The sequence below is a fragment of the Bacillus sp. UNC322MFChir4.1 genome (assembly GCF_000746135.1).
GTDB lineage: Bacteria > Bacillota > Bacilli > Bacillales > Bacillaceae_G > Bacillus_A.
The window spans coordinates 127,900-149,276 of sequence record NZ_JQKQ01000015.1 but is presented as its reverse complement, the minus strand read 5'-3'; the positions used below and the strand labels follow the sequence as shown (position 1 = coordinate 149,276).

Annotated in this window: 21 protein-coding genes and 1 pseudogene; 12 read left to right on the top strand and 10 right to left on the bottom strand. The window is 33.7% G+C overall.

The window, feature by feature from the left end; genetic code table 11:
- The first annotated feature begins 59 nt into the window (after positions 1-59).
- The 5 genes from BR72_RS08825 (at position 60) to BR72_RS08805 (ending at position 3,202) form a co-directional block, all read left to right on the top strand.
- Positions 60-482, top strand: a complete 423-nt coding sequence (locus tag BR72_RS08825) for a DUF1801 domain-containing protein (RefSeq protein ID WP_035432037.1) — start codon at positions 60-62, stop codon at positions 480-482.
- Between the two features lie 30 nt (positions 483-512).
- Complete coding sequence (locus BR72_RS08820) at positions 513-734, top strand: hypothetical protein (protein ID WP_035432035.1); 222 nt, start codon at positions 513-515, stop codon at positions 732-734.
- 313 nt (positions 735-1,047) lie between these two features.
- Entirely contained in the window at positions 1,048-1,746 is a 699-nt protein-coding gene (locus tag BR72_RS08815; RefSeq protein ID WP_035432033.1) for a DUF1963 domain-containing protein, read from the top strand.
- A 15-nt stretch (positions 1,747-1,761) separates the two neighbouring features.
- Entirely contained in the window at positions 1,762-2,178 is a 417-nt protein-coding gene (locus BR72_RS08810) for a hypothetical protein (protein ID WP_035432031.1), read from the top strand.
- Positions 2,179-2,206: 28 nt separating this feature from the next.
- Complete coding sequence (locus BR72_RS08805; protein ID WP_035432030.1) at positions 2,207-3,202, top strand: hypothetical protein; 996 nt, start codon at positions 2,207-2,209, stop codon at positions 3,200-3,202.
- A 780-nt stretch (positions 3,203-3,982) separates the two neighbouring features.
- Here the strand turns inward: BR72_RS08805 and BR72_RS08800 are convergent.
- The 3 genes from BR72_RS08800 to BR72_RS08785 form a co-directional block, all read right to left on the bottom strand.
- Positions 3,983-4,987 (bottom strand): zinc-dependent alcohol dehydrogenase family protein, encoded by a 1,005-nt coding sequence (locus BR72_RS08800; protein WP_035432028.1) that lies wholly within the window; start codon positions 4,985-4,987, stop codon positions 3,983-3,985.
- Between the two features lie 888 nt (positions 4,988-5,875).
- Entirely contained in the window at positions 5,876-6,373 is a 498-nt protein-coding gene (locus tag BR72_RS08790; protein WP_035432026.1) for a hypothetical protein, read from the bottom strand.
- Positions 6,374-6,454: 81 nt separating this feature from the next.
- Positions 6,455-7,261, bottom strand: a complete 807-nt coding sequence (locus BR72_RS08785) for a YwqG family protein (RefSeq protein ID WP_035432024.1) — start codon at positions 7,259-7,261, stop codon at positions 6,455-6,457.
- Positions 7,262-7,672: 411 nt separating this feature from the next.
- Between BR72_RS08785 and BR72_RS08780 the strand changes: the two genes are divergently transcribed.
- The 3 genes from BR72_RS08780 to BR72_RS08770 are packed head-to-tail and all read left to right on the top strand — an operon-like array spanning position 7,673 to position 8,817.
- Positions 7,673-7,876, top strand: coding sequence for a helix-turn-helix transcriptional regulator (locus BR72_RS08780; RefSeq protein WP_035432022.1), 204 nt, complete (start codon positions 7,673-7,675; stop codon positions 7,874-7,876).
- Between the two features lie 2 nt (positions 7,877-7,878).
- Positions 7,879-8,313 (top strand): hypothetical protein, encoded by a 435-nt coding sequence (locus tag BR72_RS08775; RefSeq protein ID WP_035432021.1) that lies wholly within the window; start codon positions 7,879-7,881, stop codon positions 8,311-8,313.
- 27 nt (positions 8,314-8,340) lie between these two features.
- Entirely contained in the window at positions 8,341-8,817 is a 477-nt protein-coding gene (locus tag BR72_RS08770; RefSeq protein WP_035432019.1) for a small multi-drug export protein, read from the top strand.
- A gap of 97 nt (positions 8,818-8,914) precedes the next feature.
- Here BR72_RS08770 and BR72_RS08765 read toward each other — a convergent pair whose 3' ends face one another.
- Entirely contained in the window at positions 8,915-9,379 is a 465-nt protein-coding gene (locus BR72_RS08765; RefSeq protein ID WP_035432110.1) for a DUF2691 family protein, read from the bottom strand.
- Positions 9,380-9,662: 283 nt separating this feature from the next.
- Here BR72_RS08765 and BR72_RS08760 point away from each other — a divergent pair, with 283 nt between their 5' ends.
- Both BR72_RS08760 and BR72_RS08755 read left to right on the top strand, forming a co-directional pair.
- Positions 9,663-10,928: a Y-family DNA polymerase gene (locus BR72_RS08760; protein ID WP_035432017.1), complete on the top strand. Its 1,266-nt coding sequence runs from the start codon at positions 9,663-9,665 to the stop codon at positions 10,926-10,928.
- The gene (locus tag BR72_RS08755) at positions 10,925-11,272 is read left to right on the top strand and encodes a YolD-like family protein (RefSeq protein ID WP_035432015.1); all 348 of its coding nucleotides are present in this window, start codon (positions 10,925-10,927) and stop codon (positions 11,270-11,272) included. Before BR72_RS08760 ends, BR72_RS08755 begins: the two co-directional genes overlap by 4 nt.
- 581 nt (positions 11,273-11,853) lie before the next feature.
- On the opposite strand, the gene BR72_RS26350 is transcribed toward BR72_RS08755, so the two are convergent.
- A complete protein-coding gene (locus tag BR72_RS26350) occupies positions 11,854-12,000 on the bottom strand; it encodes a hypothetical protein (protein ID WP_156107924.1) in 147 nt (48 codons plus the stop codon).
- A gap of 161 nt (positions 12,001-12,161) precedes the next feature.
- The gene (locus BR72_RS27025) at positions 12,162-12,536 is read right to left on the bottom strand and encodes a hypothetical protein (RefSeq protein WP_035432013.1); all 375 of its coding nucleotides are present in this window, start codon (positions 12,534-12,536) and stop codon (positions 12,162-12,164) included.
- Positions 12,537-12,668: 132 nt separating this feature from the next.
- Between BR72_RS27025 and BR72_RS27625 the strand changes: the two are divergent.
- A pseudogene (locus tag BR72_RS27625) lies at positions 12,669-12,776 on the top strand (DNA polymerase thumb domain-containing protein); the annotation flags it as partial.
- A gap of 60 nt (positions 12,777-12,836) precedes the next feature.
- Here the strand turns inward: BR72_RS27625 and BR72_RS08745 are convergent.
- The 4 genes from BR72_RS08745 to BR72_RS08730 are packed head-to-tail and all read right to left on the bottom strand — an operon-like array spanning position 12,837 to position 20,153.
- Positions 12,837-14,249, bottom strand: coding sequence for a UvrD-helicase domain-containing protein (locus BR72_RS08745; RefSeq protein ID WP_035432012.1), 1,413 nt, complete (start codon positions 14,247-14,249; stop codon positions 12,837-12,839).
- A 49-nt stretch (positions 14,250-14,298) separates the two neighbouring features.
- Complete coding sequence (locus tag BR72_RS08740) at positions 14,299-14,484, bottom strand: hypothetical protein (RefSeq protein ID WP_035432010.1); 186 nt, start codon at positions 14,482-14,484, stop codon at positions 14,299-14,301.
- Positions 14,477-17,119, bottom strand: a complete 2,643-nt coding sequence (locus BR72_RS08735) for a hypothetical protein (protein WP_231559692.1) — start codon at positions 17,117-17,119, stop codon at positions 14,477-14,479. The genes BR72_RS08740 and BR72_RS08735 overlap by 8 nt, the downstream gene beginning before the upstream one ends.
- Entirely contained in the window at positions 17,109-20,153 is a 3,045-nt protein-coding gene (locus tag BR72_RS08730) for a UvrD-helicase domain-containing protein (RefSeq protein WP_035432008.1), read from the bottom strand. Before BR72_RS08730 ends, BR72_RS08735 begins: the two co-directional genes overlap by 11 nt.
- A 432-nt stretch (positions 20,154-20,585) precedes the next feature.
- On the opposite strand from BR72_RS08730, the gene BR72_RS08725 reads away from it, so the two are divergent.
- Positions 20,586-21,080, top strand: coding sequence for a hypothetical protein (locus tag BR72_RS08725; protein WP_035432006.1), 495 nt, complete (start codon positions 20,586-20,588; stop codon positions 21,078-21,080).
- The last annotated feature ends 297 nt before the right edge of the window (positions 21,081-21,377 follow it).

Below are 21,377 nucleotides of genomic sequence, written 5' to 3'. Positions count from 1 at the left end.
ACCCTATATTATAATTATCTATATGACGAAACTGATATCTAAAAAGGAGTGTCTTTACTATGTACAAACTCAAAACAACAGAAACGAACAATAGTGTAATTGAGTTTATCGAAAGTGTTGAAAGCCTTAAAAAACGAGAAAGTGCCTATCAATTATTAGATATATTTACTGAAACAACAGGATATACAGCAAAGATGTGGGGACCGAGCATTATCGGATTTGGTACATATCATTACAAATATGAATCTGGCCATGAAGGGGATGCCCCGTTAGTTAGCTTTTCTCCTAGAAAAGCCAAAATTAGTTTATATTTTGCCACTGGTGATCCTAAGCGAGAAGAATTGTTGAAAAACTTCGGAAAATACACGTCGGGAAAATCATGTGTATACATTAATAAAGTAGAAGACATTGATATTACTGTTCTAAAAGCGCTAATCAAACAATCTGTAAGTTTTTTAGAAGAGACGTATCCAGATCAGTAATGAAATGTATTTACAAGGGGGATTATTTTCATGTTTTGGAGAGCACTTTTTATTTGTGCTAGTTTAATATTGAATATTTGTGTGCTTCCTGGTTCTCTATTTATTGGTGGAATGGCAACAGATGCTCCTGGAAGCGGCCTTACCGAATTTTTCATTGGATTCTTTATGATTCAAGGAATCCCTCTTATTATACTTATTATTAGCGTGGTTTGTATGGTGAGATATGAGAGAAATAATCAGAAAACCAATTGAATGTATTGTAAAAAAGACAATAGAAAATGTTGCAGTAAGAACACTAGGTAGGCTCTATACCTGGTGTTCTTTTATATTCACTTAAATGAATTATAAAACCACAAAGAAACACCTAAAATTGTGTCTTTTCTTTATAAGCGTATCTCTCCCAAAATACCTTAGCGAATAATATCCACGTTTTATCGACAGTACCACCAGAAAGTTTGATATATTCTAAATATAGAATATCATTAATGAGGGGATGATGATTGAAAAAATATCGTTTAGGACTAATCATGATCTTTACACTAATATTGTTAGGAGGAGCAACACATTGGGAATAGACAAAATAAAGAATATCCTAAGAAAAAAAGCAACTATATTTCAAACAGGCGGAAAGAGACCCGATTTATCTATCAATGAAAGTTGGATTGGAAAGATCACCTATTCATTACCAAATGAAACTTACCCACTCGACCGTTATGAAGACAAAATGTATGCAATCATGATGATGAATTTAACTCAGCTCCCTTTCGTTCCAGAAGCATTAAAAGATAGAAAAGCTATAGCCGTATTTCTTTCTCCAAACTTTACTAAAGATTTATCCAACCTATCAGGAAATTTTTGTATTAGAGAATATGATTCTTTAGAGAAATTAGTACCGAATGAAATGTTACTTACGTTTCAAAATCTAAAGCCTTTTCCGTTAATACCAAAACTAGTAAGCGATGAGTTTCCGCTATGGGATACAGATGATTTTCCGCACACAATCGAAGATAAAATTATAGAACTTGAAGACACGACCGGAATAGAATACTACGATGATATTTTTGAAGAGAATCGTTACAAACACAAATTAGGCGGTTATGCTAGCTTTGCACAATCAGGTATCCGATGGCCCGCGGATTATGAATTTGTGTTTCAAATAACAGAAGATCCAAAAGCACACTTTGGAATTATTCATGGCGGTGGAATTTACTTTGCTAAAAATGTGAAAACAAATGATTGGATCGCACATTGTGATTTCTTGTAGGAGAGGTGATTATTATTGAAGAAATTTTTAATATCTTTCGTATATAGCGTATTAAGTCTATTAATTTCAATGAATATACTTCAACTGTACCATACTCAGGAGACTTTTGGAGAAGCCGGTTATTTTACTATTATTAAGAATGCAATGCAAATGACAGTTGTTGTGTTATATATTGGAGCCCCTATCGTTTTACTTGGGTGTGCTCTTGGGGAGTTATTATTTAGATATATCATTTTACCGAATAAAATACATTTTAGCATTTCTTTCATACTATATATCATTCTAGGCACAGGAATTGTATTTATATTTGAGATTTTACTAGGAGTAAATATAGCGGACGCCTTTACTATTGAGACGCTGCTATATATGGTGCTGACTGCTATTTGTTCTATTACCTTTTTTGTGAGCAGAACTATATATGAACGAAAATGATAAATTTGTTACATAAGGAAGAGGTTATATGAAGAGAATGAAAAATGTAATGTTGTTAGTAGTATGTTTCTTATTTTTGAGTGGTTGTAATTATGAAAATGAAGATCAAGTAAAAAAATATATAAAGAAAAAACATGGCATCGATGTTGTTGTAACAGATTGGGGCGCTATACATGAAGGGAATATGGGACATACATACCATACTGTTCAAGAAAAAAACAACAAAAATATGCAATTTCGAGTAGAGGTAGATGGCATCTTCTATTCAACAATAAAAGGTGATGAATACCAATATGGAAAAAATACATATGAGGAATATAAGAAATTCAAACCAGCTTTAAAAGAGATTAACAAATTAGGCTACGAGGAATTTGAAAAAGAAAATGTACTTCAGTATATAGTTGATTATAGGGAAGAAAAACCAACTGATGAGCTGTTATTAACTTTAAAAATGAGTAACAAGATGGATTATAGTCAATTTGAATCAGCAGAATTAGATCGTTTATATGCTCTATTCCAACTCATTCAAAAGAGTAATAAAAAGATAACAGAACTTTCAATTAAAGATCATAATGGTGAATCGATGGGTCTCCCTTTCAATCATGTACAAAACGTTATAACGAAAGAAGAACTGCTCCTAACAATGAAAAATACTTTAGACGGTTATTGGACATATTTGATTCAAACGCAAACAAAAGTAGTAGACAGATTAAAAGAAGTTCAAAACGACCGTTTTGTATTTAAAGGTATTACTTGTTCACATCCGAAAAATGGGGAGTGTCCGAAATATAAGGTGACTTTAGTTATTAATACCAGTAGTACGGAATTTAAAAACGATCCCCCTTTAATTGAGGATCTAACAAAGGTGACCACGATCCTTAAAGAGGAACTATATAATAAAGAATTTGACATATATTTAACCAACAAGAATGGAACAAGATCTAAAGCCTGGTTATCATCAGAAGAAATCAAAAAAAGTAATAACATCGAAGAACTTGTGAAAGAACGGTATCCTGAGGAATAAATCATTTGTATAAAGAACGTAAGAGCATGTTTCAAAATATGCTCTTTCTTTTTTTGTGCATATTTTGAAGTTCTCCAAATATATCCTTCATATCTTTAGTTGTCATGATCCAATCATAAAAGACACGTTTTAGTTACTGAATATTTCACACCAACATTTCGCAGAAAACATATACTAAGAAATTGTATGGAAGTGGAGAAAGGATTTTGAATCCGCAAAGAACAAAGACTTATAGTTATTTTAATATCGTATTTTACCTAGTATTCTATTAAAAATTTTTTCTCACCTAAAATTGAAACAGAAAAAATTAACAAACCAAGTCTTCATTACATGTTTCATTCAAATCATTTATAAACTTTTTCTTAGTATACATTTTCCACGACCCGTTAGTGCAACTAGTTACCATCTAGTTAAGAAATCTCCACATAATCAAAAAAATTAGACGCAAATTGATAAAGAGGTATTAAAGAAAGTATTTTCGATTAGAGCTTCAAAACCTTAACTTGATGTGCATGCCCGCTTATTCTTTTGCTAGCGACATGCTAAAAACCATATCAGTACGTTCATCATAGTCATCTTAACTTAAAAGTCTTTCAAATTTCTTTCATAAAAGTTACAAAAGTCTTACATATAAATACAAATAATTACGTAAAATCCCAATCTTTTAATTATAATATTCCAATACTACTTCCGTTCTATCTCATTAAGTATCATCGTGATTTCCTCGGTACTACTACGCCTCGCTCCATTTTATAAAGAAGTTTAGTTACTCCCGCCTATTTAACTTTTACTCCCATAGCTTGTTAAAAGTACTTTCCCTCTGCTTTTTTTTGCAGATTCAACCGCAGCAATAGCCTTTTTTACATCTGCTAATTCATATGTGGAATCGACCTTCATCAAACTTAACTTTTTATCATCTATTAAACGAATTAAATGATAAAAAGTTTCTTGCCATTTTTCTATTGTGACGCTTGCATTCCAATTCCTTAAATGAAACATATTAGCATTTACTTTTGCTTTATTTACAATCTCTGCCCAGTTTACTTGCATTCCTGAAAGAAGACCTATCGTTAAAAAGTTGCCATTTGGATGTAAACAAAAAGCTAATTCATTTCCGTCTGCTCCGCCAATGGAATCAATAGCAGCATCTGCACCTATTCCATTTGTTAATTCCATAACTGTTTCATAAAGTGGCACAGTCGAGGTATCTATTACATAAGAAGCACCAAGATGAAGTAAATCTTCTGTATATGTATTATTTCTTGTAACTGCAATCAATCGAAAACCTAAAATCTGCGATAATTGAGCAAAAAGATGTCCAATAGCAGAACCACAAGCATTCACTAATAAAACATCTGTCGGTTTTAATTGTAGGATTTCTGTGCAAGTCACCCATGCTGTAACTGGGTTTATATACATTTGTGATGCTGTAAAATCAGCAATTGAATCAGGTATAGCAATTGCAAAGTCCGCTGATGTTTTAACAAACTCTTGCCAAGTGCCTTCTCCGCGTAAAGGTAAAACTCGTTTGCCAATGAGGTCTTTGGAAACGAAAGAACCTACCTCTTCTACAATACCAACGCCTTCATAACCAGGTATATCGGGTAAAGAAATCCTATGTGCGTACGATCCTCTTATTGGAATCAGATCAGATGGATTTATAGGTCTTGCTAACATTCGAACTAGAATTTCTTTATTTTTGGGCGTTTCTATACTATTATATTCAACTTTTAAGACATCTTGAGGATTACCAAACTCGTAAAATTTAAGACATTTTCCATACAAAACACTTCTCTCCCCTTCGTATAATTAGAGTCCTTAGATCAACTCTCTAGTAAAATATTTGGAGATAAAAACCTTTGAACTTCTTGAACAAATGAATCAAAACTCATTTAGCATTCTTTGATCGAAGAGATAAAGTGTCGCAACTTCGCGTCTTTTTTAAAACTTTATTATCTCTGCACACCATTGCTACATATCCCCTACTTCTACATACAAACGATATGCACATCTAATCTATTAGATTTGACATTTCGTTTATCCCGCATTAACGGGCAGTAATACTCCCGCCTCAAAATTTAGTAAAAGCAAAGAAGTTAGGCGGGAGATAAACTGCCCGTAAAAGCCCGATTGGTTCAACTAATAATCAGTGGGGGATGAAGAAAACCCCCACTGATTAAAGTTTCACTTTATCGTACCAAAATATGCAATATTGCATATTAAAAAGTATTGTTAAAAATGGAAGGACTTACTATAATAGGGATATAAAGACAAAGCACTTCTTAATACCAACAAAAAAGGAGGAAATAACATGTCAATCGCAATGGCAATCTTAAAATTTTTAGGTGGAATCCTTCCATTCATTCAAGAACTTTTAAAATCATTTATGTAAGTTCATTATTCAGCAATTATTTTTAAAACATTATCATACAAATGATCTGTATAGCAAAGATACATTGTTGTACAGATCATTTGTGTGAGCAAAGTCCCTTATAAAGGGACTTTTTTTATGCTTCTACATACTTTGACTGTTGATAGGTGAAGTTATGTTAACTCAAAAAAGATCATTCAATACAACCAAAATATTAAATTAAAAGATAGCAGTAGCTTGATAGAATTATCCCCACTTCATGTAAAGAACATACTACAAGCAATCCTATCAAGTTCTATCGTTTAATCGAACCATTTGTCTCCATCCGTAATCCATTTACTGTTATGTAAATCAAAGCATGGATCATAATCATGAAAACTAAAGTAGGCAGGCATTTTAACGCTTGGGCCACCTGCTTTATTCCAACACGTAGCAAACCATTCCACAATAGCTTCTGTCTCAATTTTAGATAATTCCCCATCATCTTGATCATAAAACTCCCAAAATTCATCTGATTTGTCATCAGGGAATTCGTAATATTCTACATCATCTATCAAATCGTGACTACCTGAAAAAATGCTGCTATCACTTCCTTCATAAAAGACCTCACTTGCTCCTCCATCCATGGAAAACATGACAATGGACATTCCAAATCCTTGAACAAAAGCAGTAAAGTCTAATAAATCTATCCCCTTATAATAATTAAATTGAATTGTCTCTTTTATATTCCGAATCAGATCATCGGAATGTTCTTCAAGACCCTTTTTTAAAGAACTTGTGTAATTTTCTATTGTAAACAAACTACTCACTCCATATTCTAATTGAATTTTCAATATGTTTTTTATCTAGTTATAAAATAGGCACGATCTCGTCCAATATACTCAGCAACAATCCCAAGTGTATAACACATCTGAAAAGTCTAATCGAGCTAAGTCATCTCTACTAATAAAAAAGTTTGCAACACCTGAATCTCCCCACATAATTCCTAAATCATCATCTGTATCAATCTGTAAAAGCAGCGTATCATATTTGGTACCCTCTTCTCGTGGGTCATACTGTGTAAAGAACGGATACCCACCAATCCTATGTCCGATATGATCCATATGATCAATGTATAAGTCCCATAACTCAATCGTTTGATCACCGTCTTGTACCTCTTTTTCTCCCTCAAATCCCACAAGGAATTCGCTGCCGAATCGGTAATCACTAGTTGTAACTGGCTGTAATCCTTCTTCAAATACAAGTTTCGCTTCCAAAGGAGAAATGAACTCCTCATCGTGCTCCCCAATATCATAATTAAACTCAGTAACCAATTTGCTTTTATCTTTTATAACATCTTGACGATATATAACTCTAAACCCTTCTTGTGATGTAGGATTATCGAAATCCATCCCAACTAAATCATCTGTAGTATCTACAAAGAATTGCAAGATGCCCTTTGTCGGCATGTTATTGATATGCGGCACATCTTCAAAATTGATTTGTGCCAGCAAACGCAATGTCTCCCCTTGTTTGTTTTTAGGGGGTTCCTCACCGATTAGCAAATAAGGGTATCCACCAATTTTACTCTCCCATAACTCTGTAGTCCCTACTTTACCTGTCATTTTTAGTGTTGGTTTTAATGATTTTAAAATATCTTCTTTGTAGTTTTTTAACTGATCTGGAATATATAACTCTATCTCTTTCATTTAGAATCCCCCTGTTTTTTATTTAAATGTTAACATAAAAAAACACTATATACATATATTTCCTACGCAGTAGTTACATGGCTAGCATTACTTGTGCTTACAAATTGAAATTTTATGTAAAACGTGAAGGTGATTTTTTTCAGGCTACTGTAGATATTATGATTTGGCTAAGCTCCTTTTTTTACAAAAAATATGTAACAATCAAAAACAGAAAGAACTATGATATTCCGATATCGCTTCCGTTCTATCTCGTTAGGTATCATATAACTTAAACAACGCCATTTTAGTTATAGATGGTGTTATTTATGTTTTATTTAGCAATTATTCATTACAAAATGCAAATGATTGTTTACATTCTACAACCAATCTTTTACAATAATGGTAATAGAAAATAAAGGAAGGAAAATCAAAATGCTGGAAAACAGAGTAAGAGAATTACGGGCACGATTTAAATGGACTCAGCAGGACTTAGCCGATGCAATTGGCGTGACAAGACAGACAATCGGGTTAATTGAAAAAGGTGATTATTCCCCATCTGTCACTATGGCATTAAAAATAGCTGCTGCGTTTCAAGTTACCGTAGAAGATGTTTTTTATTTAAAAGGAAAGGAATGATTATGGTGAAACAGGTTTTAAGATCTCCGCTTATAGGGGCGAGTATATTTGTGTTGATTATTGCATTTTTACTATTTTCTCTTATGAGTACACAGGTCGTTTTAGCTAGATTATGTTTTGGGATTTTAGCGACGGTTACTTTTTTATGGTTCATTCTTACAGAGTTTTATAACAGAAAGAATTCTGATGATAAGATTAGATTATTTGGCTTTATACCATCCGAATTTCGTGAAATAGATGAGGGGCAGCAGTGGGTAACCTATAAGGCTTGCCGAAATGTATATATTTACTATAGCATTGCACTTCCAGTAACGGCAGGAATTTGCTTCCTCTTTTCTCAACATAATTTTGTTCCATTACTGTGCATTGGTGTACTAGGTGCAGGTCAATACATTGTCTATTGGTTAACTACTATTCTTATTTTAAATCGTATTTAATCTAAAGAAAAAAGGGGATGAAACAATATGTTGGAGTGGGCTCAAAATGCGGGTGCATTATGGCAATATGTCGTGTTATTTCTATTAGCCTTTGCCCCATGGATGGATGTATCAATTGTTGTACCACTTGGTATCGCATGGGGGTTACACCCATTTACAGTAGGAGTAACAGCATTTGCAGGAAATCTTATTTTAGTTCTACTACTAGGCTTTTTCTTTAAACAGTTTGCCAGATGGCAAGCAGCAAGAAGGTTAAAAAAAGGTATAACAGCACCTTCGAAAAAAGAAACTCGATCAAGAAGAATATGGGAACGATATGGTATTCCAGGTTTGGCCTTACTCGCTCCCATTCTTGTAGGGACCGATATTGCGGCCGTATTGGCTTTAACATTCGGATCTTCCCGGACACACGTCATAAGTTGGATGACGATCAGTCTAGCAGTATGGACAGTCATTTTTGCGGTTGCTTCGATGTATGGATTTAGCTTTTTAAATATTATTTAGAATAACATGATGATTTTATATAATCTAAAATCGTTCACTACCTAAAAATAATATCGTTGATTTTAAAGACCTTTAAATAATCAAAGGTCTTTTTTCATCACCAAACAGATAGCCTTGTTCTTGTATCATTTTCATCAGTTATATACTCAACATTCTCAAACCCACAATCCCTTGCATTGTCATATAATAATTCAAGGTCCTTCTTATTTTTGCAATATATCGTGACATAGCTACAATCAACCACTAACAGAACTAGGTGACACTTGCTTCCAATAAAATCTTCATAGGTATCAATATCAGAGAATTCACCTTTTAAATATGCTTGTAAATCAGCGAAAATCATATAATATTGATTACCTTCTAATAAATTTTTGAGTTCAGCCCCGTCAATACTATCTCTATCTTCTGAGAAAAGTTCTTTACCTAATTGGTCATTTTCTACTATATATGACTCACCATCGCCAATTCGCCAACTAAAAACAGTAATGTCGATTGGCTTTAGCACTTCTCCAAGCAAACTTCCATATTCGTTTGGAATTTCAAAACGAATTCCTCTCCTCATAACATTGCCTCCCTCAAGATTATTATAAAACGAAACAGCTTGATAGCTACGCAGCAATTTTTCTTTTCGTGGCATTCTTATTTTCATCAGTTCATCTAACAGCTGTTTTGCCTCTAACTCAAACTCTACTACACAACCATTTGGCAATATATTTCCTATTAACGATGATTCATTCTACTCTTTATGCACCATCAAACGGAAAATAAATAAAATTAACACTTCTAAAAGAACATAAGTTCGTATATAATAAGAACAAACGTTCTGATATATAGGAGTGATTACTTTGTATGACTATTCTCTATTACCAAACCGTCACATCTTATGCGTAGACTTACAAAGTTTTTACGCCAGTGTGTCTTGCGTCAAAATGGGACTCGACCCATTGCATACGAAACTAGCCGTTGTTGGCGATGTGAATAGGCAAGGCTCTATTGTGCTAGCTGCCACTCCGCCGCTAAAAGACTTAGGAGTAAAAAAGATGAGGCGGCTGTACGAAATCCCAAGGCAACCAGACATACTTATTGTTAATCCAATTATGGAAACTTATATAAAATGTTCAAATTACATAACAAAATTAGCATTGCAATACGTCGCTATAGAGGATTTTCACCAATATTCGATTGACGAGTTTTTCATGGATGTAACCGCAAGCCTCCACTTGTTTGCGGATCATCCGTATGAATTTGCGCTGAATTTTAAAAGGGAGATATACAAACATACCCGCATCCACAGTACGATCGGTATCGGGCCAAACTTATTAATGAGTAAAGTCGCATTGGACATAGAAGCTAAGAAAACGAAAAACGGAATTGCTTATTGGGTTTATAACGATGTCCCGGAAAAACTATGGCCAATACGCCCGCTAAGTAAATTCTGGGGTATCTCTCACAGAACGGAAGCGAAATTAAACAGAAAAGGGATTGCCACTATCGGCGATCTGGCACACTATCCGTTACGTTATTTAAAAGAAAGCTTTGGAGTAATCGGCGAGGAACTTCACTTACATAGCAACGGCATTGATTTGAGTCGCATTTCTGAAAAATATGTACAACATGAAACCTCTATTTGTAAAAGCCAAATCCTTTTACGCGATTATGAAATACATGAGGTTCAGCCAATTTTATTAGAACATACAGAAGAAGTTTGCTACAGACTGCGCAGCAAACACAAACTAGCGCGGACGATACAATTTTCTATCGGTTATAGTAAGGACTCTCCTGGAGGGTTCAAAAAATCATGCACATTAGATCGTCCTACAAACCTAACATTAGATATTTATCGCGTTTGCTTAAGACTATTAAAGCAACTACATACCGGCGAACCGATTCGCACAGTCAGTATCGGACTAACAAATTTAGTAAACGAAGGCGAAGAACAAATCAGCCTCTTCGATGACATATATGCAAGAGAACGAGAAATCATCCTTGCCAAAACAATGGATGAAATCAGAACACGCTTCGGCAAAAACAGTATCCTGCGCGGAGTATCCTACTCCCCTAATGCGACTGGAAGATATAGAAACACACTGATTGGAGGACACAAAGGATGACTAATATAGGAGCACCAAAAATAAAAGGTCGAGGAATGGTGAAATGGCAGCCATTTGCGAGTATGCCAGAGCAATTCATCGGTATAAAACAACTCATTGAAGATCAGACAAAAATACAACGTCCGATTGTTACACAGGATATGAAGGAAGAAATTGAAAGAGCACTGCTTGAATCAATGAAATTGCAGAAAACGATTATGATTTCTTATTATCAGGATGGACAGATTTTGCATGAGACAGTTGTTGTGAAGGCGATTGCGCAGCAAATGGGAATGGTGTTTTTTCGGGATTTGTTTGGGTTTACTTTGCGGTTGGGGTTTGGGGATGTTGTGGCGGTGGATTAGATTAATAGCTGCTTTAGGTGTGTGTAGTTATCGTTCGGGATATTGATCAATTAGTTTTACTATTATAGAGGAAATGTTGAGGGCTTCTCTATAATAGTAAAACTAAAAAACATGGGTTCACTTCAATTCATACTGGGTGGGATCTAACCCGTTGAATATTCCTACACCAGTTTGCAAACCTCGGACTAGTGAATATTTTTAAAAATGAGTATAATGAAAGTGCTACTTCTTTTAGCATGTCTTTCATGTTCTTATCTCATGCCGCTAAATCCTAAAAAGCTAGCGGTACAATGTGAACAGGGCACACTGGTAGGTGGATTACTAGTGTGTTTTTTTATGCCCTTTTACGGGGTAAGGATGGTTCAAGTTTTTTACCTTTATAAATAGCCATTTCCCTTTTAAAAATTTTGCAGCGGTGCTGGGAAACCTCGTACTAGTGGATATTGAAAAAAAATGAGTATAATGAAAATGCAATACACTCATTAATATTATTCACTGTTCACCTCAATACCGCTAAACTTTAACAAAGGCGTACTAGTTATATTGACTGGTACGTCTTTTTTTACTGAGAGGACTTGAAGTTAACTGGATTGAGTTAAAGTTACTATTTCTAATCCTTCTTCTAAAATTTCAGAATATCCCCTTATTTCAAATACATTAAGTGCTTTATATACTTGACTAACATCATAAATTCTCCATTTTCCTTTACTAAAATACTTTTTAATCATATTAAACCCTCTACAATCTATCTATATGGTTCTAACTCAGTTCGTCCTCTGACACCGCATGAATTTTAAAATCTAAAAAACTAAGGAATACAATTCGTAGTCTTATGTATCGCACTAAATAAATGAAATGGGACCGCCCTTACAGACGGTTTTCTTTACGCTTATACCTCTCCTTCCTCTAACTTCATTGTCATGTTATTTAATACGTTTTCTTTCAAATATAGAAACGCTACTTGTTCTTCTTTCGTCATACCACGAAAATCATGTATTCCATCTAGCAATAACCAACTCGCATCACCTATGATATTTCGATACCGCTTACGTTCTATCTCATTAGGGGTCATCATGAGTATTTCCTCGATATTAGCAATCGAGAACCTACGCTTCGCCCCATCGATAAAATATACCGAAATGTAATCAATCGATTTATTAATTTCAAAATAATATGTATTATAACCACGTTTCACTTCTGCAATATGCCTTGTCAACTCCTCTCCCTCTGTTACAGATACTTTACACTTCGGCAACTGCTTCATTTTTATGTCCCCCTTCACGGTAATTTGTTCTTCTATTACATGTAAAATTTTAGCGCCTTAAAGTTAACAAAATGTAAATATAGTATAAATTTCCTGTTAAAAATTACTAAACCCGCTTTTCATGTATTATAAATCTGTAAAAATCAAATACTTTTGCGTGATTATGAATTACATGAGGTTCAGTTGTTTCTATTAGAACATACAGAAGAAGTTTGCTATAGATTACGCAGCAAACACAAACGCGTACTAGTTTAATACCAATACGCGTTAGTTTCTAGGCTTATATATTTCATCTAAATCCTATAGGGTGAAACTCTTATAGAAATCAGAATCTAACTCCTTAATCAATCTTAACGTATTACCATACGTAAACAGCTGTAGATGTACACGAGCGCGTGTAATAGATACATAAAGTAAACGTCTTTCTATTTCCCAATAGTTCTCTTCTTGATTTTCATCCGGTATTCTTGTGGGCTCAATTAAATCGATAATAAATACAAAGTCAAACTCTAGGCCTTTAGCCGAATGAAAGGTGCAAAGTTTAATTCCAGGAGTATGTGGATTCCCATTCGCTCTTATATCCTCTGATAGAAGCCCAACTTCATTTAATGCTCTTTGAATTCTGTTTTTCGCTGAATTTCTTGAAGCGCCTTCACGGTATAAAATACCGATTGTACAATTCGAATTCTTTTCAAGTATTTTTTTCACAGATTTAATAATTTCTTTATCCTGTGCTTCAACTGTTTTACATTTCATTAAATATGAGATAGGTCCTTCCCGTTCAGGTAAAGTAGGAATCACATACTCTTCATCATAGATAACTTTATCATGTTGTTGGAGGCTTGCCGCCAATTGAATAATTTGCTTTGTTGAACGGTAGGAATCCTTTAAAATTTTCGTACGATTACCAGTAACATTCAAGCCGATCTCTTTCCATGTAAAAGATGTTTTATATATTTTCTGACCTTTGTCAGCAGCAACAATAAATGATTTTCTAGCAATATGTTTTAATACTTGAAGTTGGATTTGTTGTAAATCCTGAGCCTCATCAATAAAGATATGATCATACTTAATCCAATCTGGAATTTTATCTTGATTCTTCATAAGAACTACAGCCAAATCATCAAAATCAAGTAAATAGTCTTTTTCCTTGTTATATTGATCAAATACTTGATAGATAATTTCACGATCACTCATGGTAACACGCGTATTTGTACCACGCCCTTTTCGGTTTACATCGAGGTATTCATTTAAAGTAGAAATACCCTTACCTTTAATCCATTTTATTTCATCTTTTAGGAAATCAAAAAAATCCTCATTGTTTACAAAACGGTGATTAAGGCTAGATAAATTTTGTATAGCTCTCTTAAAAAAAACGTCCTGCTGATTTCCCTTTGTAAGGTAGAGCTTCTTTTTCATGACTCTAGGATACATACTCATTGCCCATGAATGAAAGGTTTTTACTTCTAAATTGGCAAGGTTGTATTTCTCAATTAAAAATTTAGTCGCATTAGAAAGAGCACCTGCAAAAGTGAATATAGCAACCTTCTCATTTGGATATTTCAACGCTGTTTGCTTTGCCTTTTTCAATAAAACAAGTGTTTTCCCGCTACCAGCAATTCCTCTAATTAAGATTTCATTTCCAGTATAATCAACTATATCCTGCTGTTCCTTTGTTAAAGTTAATTCAGTGCTTTCTAGTTTATTTTCCATTTTACATAAAGAGAATTTTCTTCTCTTCTTCTACACCTCTCTTATCCGATTACGGCCAATCATCGTCTTCATCATCTTCTTCTAAATCTAGATATTCATATGTATTTGTGAGCAATCCTCCTTCTTGAATTTCATTCATAAGCTTGTCTGTTAGCTCTTCTATTGAAACATCAGAACAAATATCTTTTTCAAATGTTCTCCAGCTAATGGCTACTTGTTTCCAAACACTATTCATCCTTTTCACCCCTATAATCAATCGGATATACTCCTTCACTGCAGATATCTAAATGGGGGCAAAAGCGACAGTGCCTCTCTGGGGTAGCAGGAAACATGGTTTCATTCATTACGGCTTCCTTAATATTATTTAGTAAGGAAGGCTTCTTCTTAATTGTTTCTTCTACCAATTTATCTCTATCAGCGTTTCTGAGACCAGGAAGCTGAAAATTTTTCCTTGATTTACTAACATTAATGTTTCCACTAACTTGCTCTAACATTTTGATTTTTCCGGCACTACTTATATAAGTTTCTGCAATAGTCTCTTTTTTGTAGTTTGTCCATTGAGGGAATAAATGGCTTACCGTTTGAATGACCTGTGAATTTTCTAAAGTCGTGCTACGTTTGACTAGTCTAATCAAGTCAGAATACATAAATTGATGAATAAATTCATCTGTAAAAACAGGTGAACGACTTAGAATATAACTAAAATAAAAGCGTCTTGCGCACTGATTATATTCTACTAGGAAATCTGTAAATGTTAGTTCGGTTAAAACCTTATCATTAATCTCTACTTCTATACTTTTAAAATCAATAGGATTTGGACGTGTCTCAGCCACACAGGAAATCCCCTTATCTTGGTAATCCGTTATCTTTAATCCTAGCTGATGAACATAGACAGCTGGTTGTAGATTTTTTCTATCTAAAAAGTTTTGTATCCAGGAAAGCTCCATATTTTTATCTAGTAAAAATTCGAGAGCAATAAATAGTAAATACCTTGAAATCTGTTTGATTGATTTATTTCGCAATGTATTTAGCTCAAGTACTTCATGCCGAATGGAGAGTTTTTCGAACGTAACTCCCTGCAATGGCCATGGAGTACTAAACTCATCAAGTGGCAAACCCTTTTCGTCAAGCCCTGTTAGATAAAAGGTAGAGATATTTTCTTTAAATGCTTCTCCATCTACCTCAATAAATGGCTTAATAAAGGATTCATCGCTTTTTGACAACTTCCCACTCAGATAAACATTAATCGCCTCGCCAACATCATCATAGAGGAAAAAATTATCGTCCTGTATTCGCTTTAATTTCTCATTTAATAAAGTAATAAGGTTAACTTCATTTGGAAATAGCTTAGAATGTTTAGTAGGATTACGCTTATCCAGTATTGCTAACAATTTTTTAAAATGCTCACCAATAGATGCTTCCTTTGCTTCAATATCGAATAATTCCTCCGCAATAAATACGAGTTGCTTCACAAAATATTGAACATCTTCAACCTGTTCTCTAGTAAGTGAAAAATGAGAAATTTTAGCAAATGGACTACGAACACTCGTTACAATCCTATCATCATCTGGCTCTTCAAAAGCTGGTAATATGTCATTATAATGTTTAAGTAAATCAGAAAATCTTGGGAACCAATCCCCCTCAACCGTATAACAATCCCCAAAGAATGGTAGCAATTGTTTTAGTAAATATGTGTAATCTCTAGCATTTTTCTTTTTGATAGGATTATATAACCAGCCTGATGAAAACGTTGAAATTAAGATATCTTCATTTAGGATAAAGGTATTCCCATCAATCATCTGATGTATTTTGCTAATGAACTGTCCAATAGGATATTGTAGAAAGTTTCGTCTTTCCGCAAATTTATCAGGATAATATTGAACAAGAATGTCATTCAATATATCAGCATTGGTTGCAATGATTTGCACATTATCTGGTTCAGGATTAGGCTTTCCAATTGGATAGTTCGGTACAATTACTTCATTCAAGAATTCAAAGAAGGAATTGTACCGAATAATTTCTTGTTGAAAGGCACAATTTGAAGTATTTTCACCTTCAAATGCAGACAAGAACTTATAGCCAAGGGACTCTTTCTTTTCCTCTCGATTACTTTCAATTTGCCAATCATCCGTCCACTGAAATTGCTCGGAAATAAACAACCTTATGAAATCAAATGTCTTTGAGAATCGTTGGTCATAAAAGTTAAAGAACATAATTTCAAAGCCAGCCTTCCTGAGAGCTTGTAAGAAAACCTGCTGCTCAGGTGTGATGAAGTAGAAGCCATGTAAGACTATTTTATTGATTTCAAAGTCTAGGATTGATTTGTTCTTCTCCACTAAAAGTTTATTTAACTTCGTTTTTATCTCTTCTGTCGTCCAGCCTATATGAAGCTGATTCCTAATACTTTTATACGTAGAATCTGCTTCTTCCACTTCAAACCAAATCTGTTGAAAGAACTTTTCCCTATCTGTTAATTTATCTCCTTTTGGGTTAATAGTAGTTAAATCCGCAGGTCTTACCCCGGTATAAGTTAAAAATCGAATGGTTTCAATAAGATCGGAAAGATTGTTTTTAAATGCATCCTTCAATTCTACTTTATCTGTAATATGTTTACTGATAACTCGAGACAGCATCAAATATTGCTTTAACTTCTCTTCAGGTAAATTCCAGCCTGTTAATAATTCATCTATAATCTCACGAATCGTAAACACATATCGAAACTCTTGTTCTTCTATATTTTGATAAGCATCCATGATTCCATCAGCCATGTTTTTTGTCGCACATATATGAATAGCATTTTTTATCTTATTATATTTTGAATGATGTCTCCATCGTCTAGGATTATCATATGTATATACATCAATATTCATGATTCACCTCATTTAAGGCTATTTTTAGTAACCCACCCCACGTATTTTCGCTTATTTGTTTGGGCATCATTAAAATTAGTCTCTTTTTCGCACGTGTCATCGCTACATACAGTAATCGAATTTCTTCTCTTTCCACTTCAAAGCTTTCATAGTTTTGAAGTGAAGCAAAATTATTGTTTTGGGTATTTTTAACTTTCCATCCAACAATCCGTTTATTTCCAATCATCTCTTTTTCATCTTGTACATAAAAGGATGTTTGTTTATGACTAAATTGCTGATTTAGTTTCGGCATAATGACAGTATGGTACTCTAATCCTTTAGATCGGTGAACAGTCGTAATTTCTACGATCCCTGATTTCATTTCAATCATTGGTTCATTTTCATTACGATTCACGTGAATTTGTAAAGTTAACCATTCGTGAATACCCCAAAGGGTTCCACTCATCGAATCAAACTGCTGTTGAATTATATTCATTAAATGAAATAGGTTTTTCTCATACTGCTTTACAGACATCTCAATTGTTAACTCACTTTCAAACCTTGCTTCATAATAAGATTGAATATTTTGCAGTAACCCCTTTTCAGAAATCACCTTCTGTATAACTGCCATAACAGGTAACAATCTTAAATCCTCAAGATACTGGGTAAAATCATTACCCATGTACGATTGTAAAAACTTTATGATTTTATCGTTGTCACCTTTGAATGAGACAAGTAGTTTGCTCGGAATCTCATAGCCAAAATACGGCGATTGTAGAAGATTGATGACAAATCTTGCCTCATGTGGATAAAGTAGTGCATCTAACATCATTTTAAAATGGAGGACAGCATCTGATTTATAAAATGTACCATCTAAGTTTTGTACAGTCCCTATTTCCGCCCGCTCACACCAATCTCGTACCTCAAGAGCTTGTTTATTTGTACGTACAATGAGAGCGATTCTTTTATTTTCATCTTCTGGTAGCCGCTCAGTCAGAGCAAATGATTGGCGAATATAATGAACTGTTTCTGGCTCCAAAACGCCCTTTGATGTATCAGGATAAAGGAACTCTTTTTTTGTTGGTTCAGTAATCTCCATCCCTTTTAATCGATCATCCTCCGTATAGGGAAGCAAGCATTCGTTAGCATTTGGCCCCCAACGTTCTTGACCCCATACAGAAAATACTTTATCTAACTTTGTTAATAAGCTGCTAGTTGTTCGATAGTTTTGGTTTAAGGCAACTGGTACAAACCCTAAATTGACCCGTTTTTCTAATCTTTCGAAGGAAGTATAATCTGCGCCACGGAAACGGTAAATTGACTGCTTAATATCGCCTACTACAAAAAGTTGATAGTTCAATTGATTTTGAAGACTTGCCACTAATTCAATTTGCGTATTATCACTATCCTGAAACTCATCAACAAATAAATATTTGTCCGTTTGAAGTTGCTTCATCTTATCACTTTGTGTAAACAGCTTTAGTTTTCGAATCATATCTCCCGTATCAATGGCATTTTCTTTCTTCTTTTCTACTTCTAATAAACCTTCACATCGCTTAAATACATATTGAAAAAGACTATGTAGAATCTGATACTTTTCATCTATCACCCTACCCCACTCAAGTGACTCAATTTCTTGTCTTGTTAAACCCTTCTTCTCCATCTCATCCCAAAAGCTCTTCATCATATTTTTAACATCATAATAAGGTAAACCTAATTCGACAAGCTCTTTTACAGAATGATCTTGGAAAAATTCATCAGCAAGTTTTTCAATAATGTCACTCTTCGTTTTAATAAAACTTCTAACCTTTAAGTTTCGACCAAATCCAATTTCATGCGCTAATTGCGTTAAAATGGACTTAGAGAAAGAGTGAATTGTGCTAATTTGCATATTTTTTACTTCTTCTGCAAAGTTGAGATACTTCGTCTTCCCTGTCAATCTAAACATATTTATTAATTTTTTTTGCAGACGTTCCTTCATTTCATCAGTAGACGCATTTGTAAAAGTAATCATTACAATATCTTTAAGTGTAATGCCAACTTTTTCTAGCAAATAAAAAATACGATCAATCATAACATATGTTTTACCTGTCCCAGCGCCCGCTGTAATCATTAAGTTATTAGTATGAGGCGTATGAGTTGCCATATACTGACCATAGTTAAACTCTGGAAAAGCAGGAGCTAGTATATCATTTAAAAAGAATTTTTCTACATCTCCATCTTTGATAATTATCTTATCAGTTGAGTAGCTCCACTCTTCTGAGTGAAAGACCTGAAGCTGAAATTCATCACGAAAATCCTTTTGTGAAGCGAGCCAACTATTTGAAATAGGAAATGAACTAAAAATATAGATTTTTAATCCTTCCTTTAGTACTTTCTCAATTTTCTCTTTTTCTTTTCGAAATTGCTCTTCGTTGGTAAAAACAAATAAATAAGAGAAATGATTTTTCTTTTCAGTTTTTACTTCTTCCAGGTCTTTTATATAAAAATGTTTTTTTAATGCAAGCCATTTATGGTCATGTAATGCTAATCTTGCTCTATATATAGTCATACGCATAAGCTTTTGAACCCAGGTACCTTGCTCGAAATCATCCTTAAACAAAATAAAAGGGGTATTTAACGACTTATTAAAACCACGCTCTGCCCACTGCTCACTCGTAATATACGGTAAGGCTACTACAGCACGCTTACTAAACGTTCGATAAAGAATAGCTTTTTTTTCAATATCATCACACAACATATTTAATTGTTGCTCAGCCTGGTTAAATGGCTCCCCTGTAGAAGAGTGATAATCTGTAGTAAAGTGCCATATATGGCCTTGGATTCCTTTAATTTGATTTATATTTATTCCTTTTACTTCGATTACAGTTACACCAAGTTCGCAATCAACTAGTAAAATATCTATCTCTCGTTTACTAGAGTAATCCTTTTTAAACATCGGAAAGTGTAGAAAGCCAAAACTTTCCCGTTCTGAGAATAACGCTTTCACTCGTTCCCAAACGTAACGCTCTGCCTCAATTCCTGGTCTATATTCCACCATTCCCTCAATAAACAATTTGTACAACCCCCAAAATAAAAGCTTTATTACTATTATACTGAACCTTTTGGCTAGAAATAGATATTTTTCGCAAATTAAGACAATATTTTGTATCTTCTGTAATATACCATTCAAATTCTGCCTCCATCCACAAAGCATGATATAATGAACTGAATGTGAATGATTGAATTACGTTAAATTCTCACTTCCTTTAAAGGAAAGAATATAAGAATTTGATACAATTTAGTAGAAAAGTTATATAGTGTATCAAGGACAATATTGAATAGTTCAATAATATACAAATTAATTCACAAAATAATGATTTTACTTTTGTAAAGAACCTTGTAAATATTCACAGAACAAATCTAAAGACTCGAAAAACCTTAATTCTTTTATACCAAAAAGATAATGATATAATTGTTAATCTAGTTTTTAGCAAGGAGACAGATTATGGCTCAAAATATTATAGATAAATTAAAAGACATGAATGACTATGATTTAATTGCTGTTTACGGAGTGTGGTTAGACGAATTAAAAACCAGAGGAATGATTAGAACTAATAATGTAATCGGTGAACTTGGAGAATACTTGGCCATTAAATATTACAGGGAAAATCCCAAATTGCCTAAACTTCAAGCTGCCCCCACAGGAACTCAGAATATTGATGCTATAAGTATCAATGGAGATCGATATAGTATTAAATCAACAACAGGAAAAATAACAGGTGTCTTCTATGGTTTAAATGAACCAGACAGTAAAATTGGAGATAAACAAAAATTTGAATATGTAATAATAGTTGTTTTTAACAAAGATTTTACATTAAATTCGATTTATGAACTAACATGGGAAAACTTCTTAAAGCACAAACGCTGGCATAGCAGGATGAGGGCTTGGAACTTATCCATAAGCAAGGCACTTTTGAAGGATTGTATAAAGATATTCTAAAAAATCGTAAAGGTTAATTATACATTACTACTTCTAATATATTAGCTGAACTTACAATATCAACTAGTTACAATTTTTAGAGATTCACAAATAAAAAAATTAATAACTATTAATTAAAGATCTGGAATTTAAGCCTCATAATATTCGATAGACACCTTAAATAAAATAGAGGAAAAATTATATGGTTAACCCAAAGGATTATTTACCCTGGTTTATTTCCCACAACAACAAAAAAGGATTATCCCGATTCAATTATAATTCGAGATAATCCTTTTCTTTTATCTTAATATCTTAACT

Bases quoted from the DNA above. Each gene is read 5' to 3' on its own strand.
- BR72_RS08745 (WP_035432012.1), bottom strand. From the start codon at position 14,249: ATGGAAAATAAACTAGAAAGCACTGAATTAACTTTAACAAAGGAACAG.
- BR72_RS08740 (WP_035432010.1), bottom strand. From the start codon at position 14,484: ATGAATAGTGTTTGGAAACAAGTAGCCATTAGCTGGAGAACATTTGAA.
- BR72_RS08770 (WP_035432019.1), top strand. From the start codon at position 8,341: ATGTTGGAGTGGGCTCAAAATGCGGGTGCATTATGGCAATATGTCGTG.
- BR72_RS08775 (WP_035432021.1), top strand. From the start codon at position 7,879: ATGGTGAAACAGGTTTTAAGATCTCCGCTTATAGGGGCGAGTATATTT.
- BR72_RS08825 (WP_035432037.1), top strand. From the start codon at position 60: ATGTACAAACTCAAAACAACAGAAACGAACAATAGTGTAATTGAGTTT.
- BR72_RS08755 (WP_035432015.1), top strand. From the start codon at position 10,925: ATGACTAATATAGGAGCACCAAAAATAAAAGGTCGAGGAATGGTGAAA.
- BR72_RS27025 (WP_035432013.1), bottom strand. From the start codon at position 12,536: ATGAAGCAGTTGCCGAAGTGTAAAGTATCTGTAACAGAGGGAGAGGAG.
- BR72_RS08820 (WP_035432035.1), top strand. From the start codon at position 513: ATGTTTTGGAGAGCACTTTTTATTTGTGCTAGTTTAATATTGAATATT.
- BR72_RS08780 (WP_035432022.1), top strand. From the start codon at position 7,673: ATGCTGGAAAACAGAGTAAGAGAATTACGGGCACGATTTAAATGGACT.
- BR72_RS08725 (WP_035432006.1), top strand. From the start codon at position 20,586: ATGGCTCAAAATATTATAGATAAATTAAAAGACATGAATGACTATGAT.
- BR72_RS08785 (WP_035432024.1), bottom strand. From the start codon at position 7,261: ATGAAAGAGATAGAGTTATATATTCCAGATCAGTTAAAAAACTACAAA.
- BR72_RS08765 (WP_035432110.1), bottom strand. From the start codon at position 9,379: ATGAGGAGAGGAATTCGTTTTGAAATTCCAAACGAATATGGAAGTTTG.
- BR72_RS08805 (WP_035432030.1), top strand. From the start codon at position 2,207: ATGAAGAGAATGAAAAATGTAATGTTGTTAGTAGTATGTTTCTTATTT.
- BR72_RS08735 (WP_231559692.1), bottom strand. From the start codon at position 17,119: ATGAATATTGATGTATATACATATGATAATCCTAGACGATGGAGACAT.
- BR72_RS26350 (WP_156107924.1), bottom strand. From the start codon at position 12,000: ATGATTAAAAAGTATTTTAGTAAAGGAAAATGGAGAATTTATGATGTT.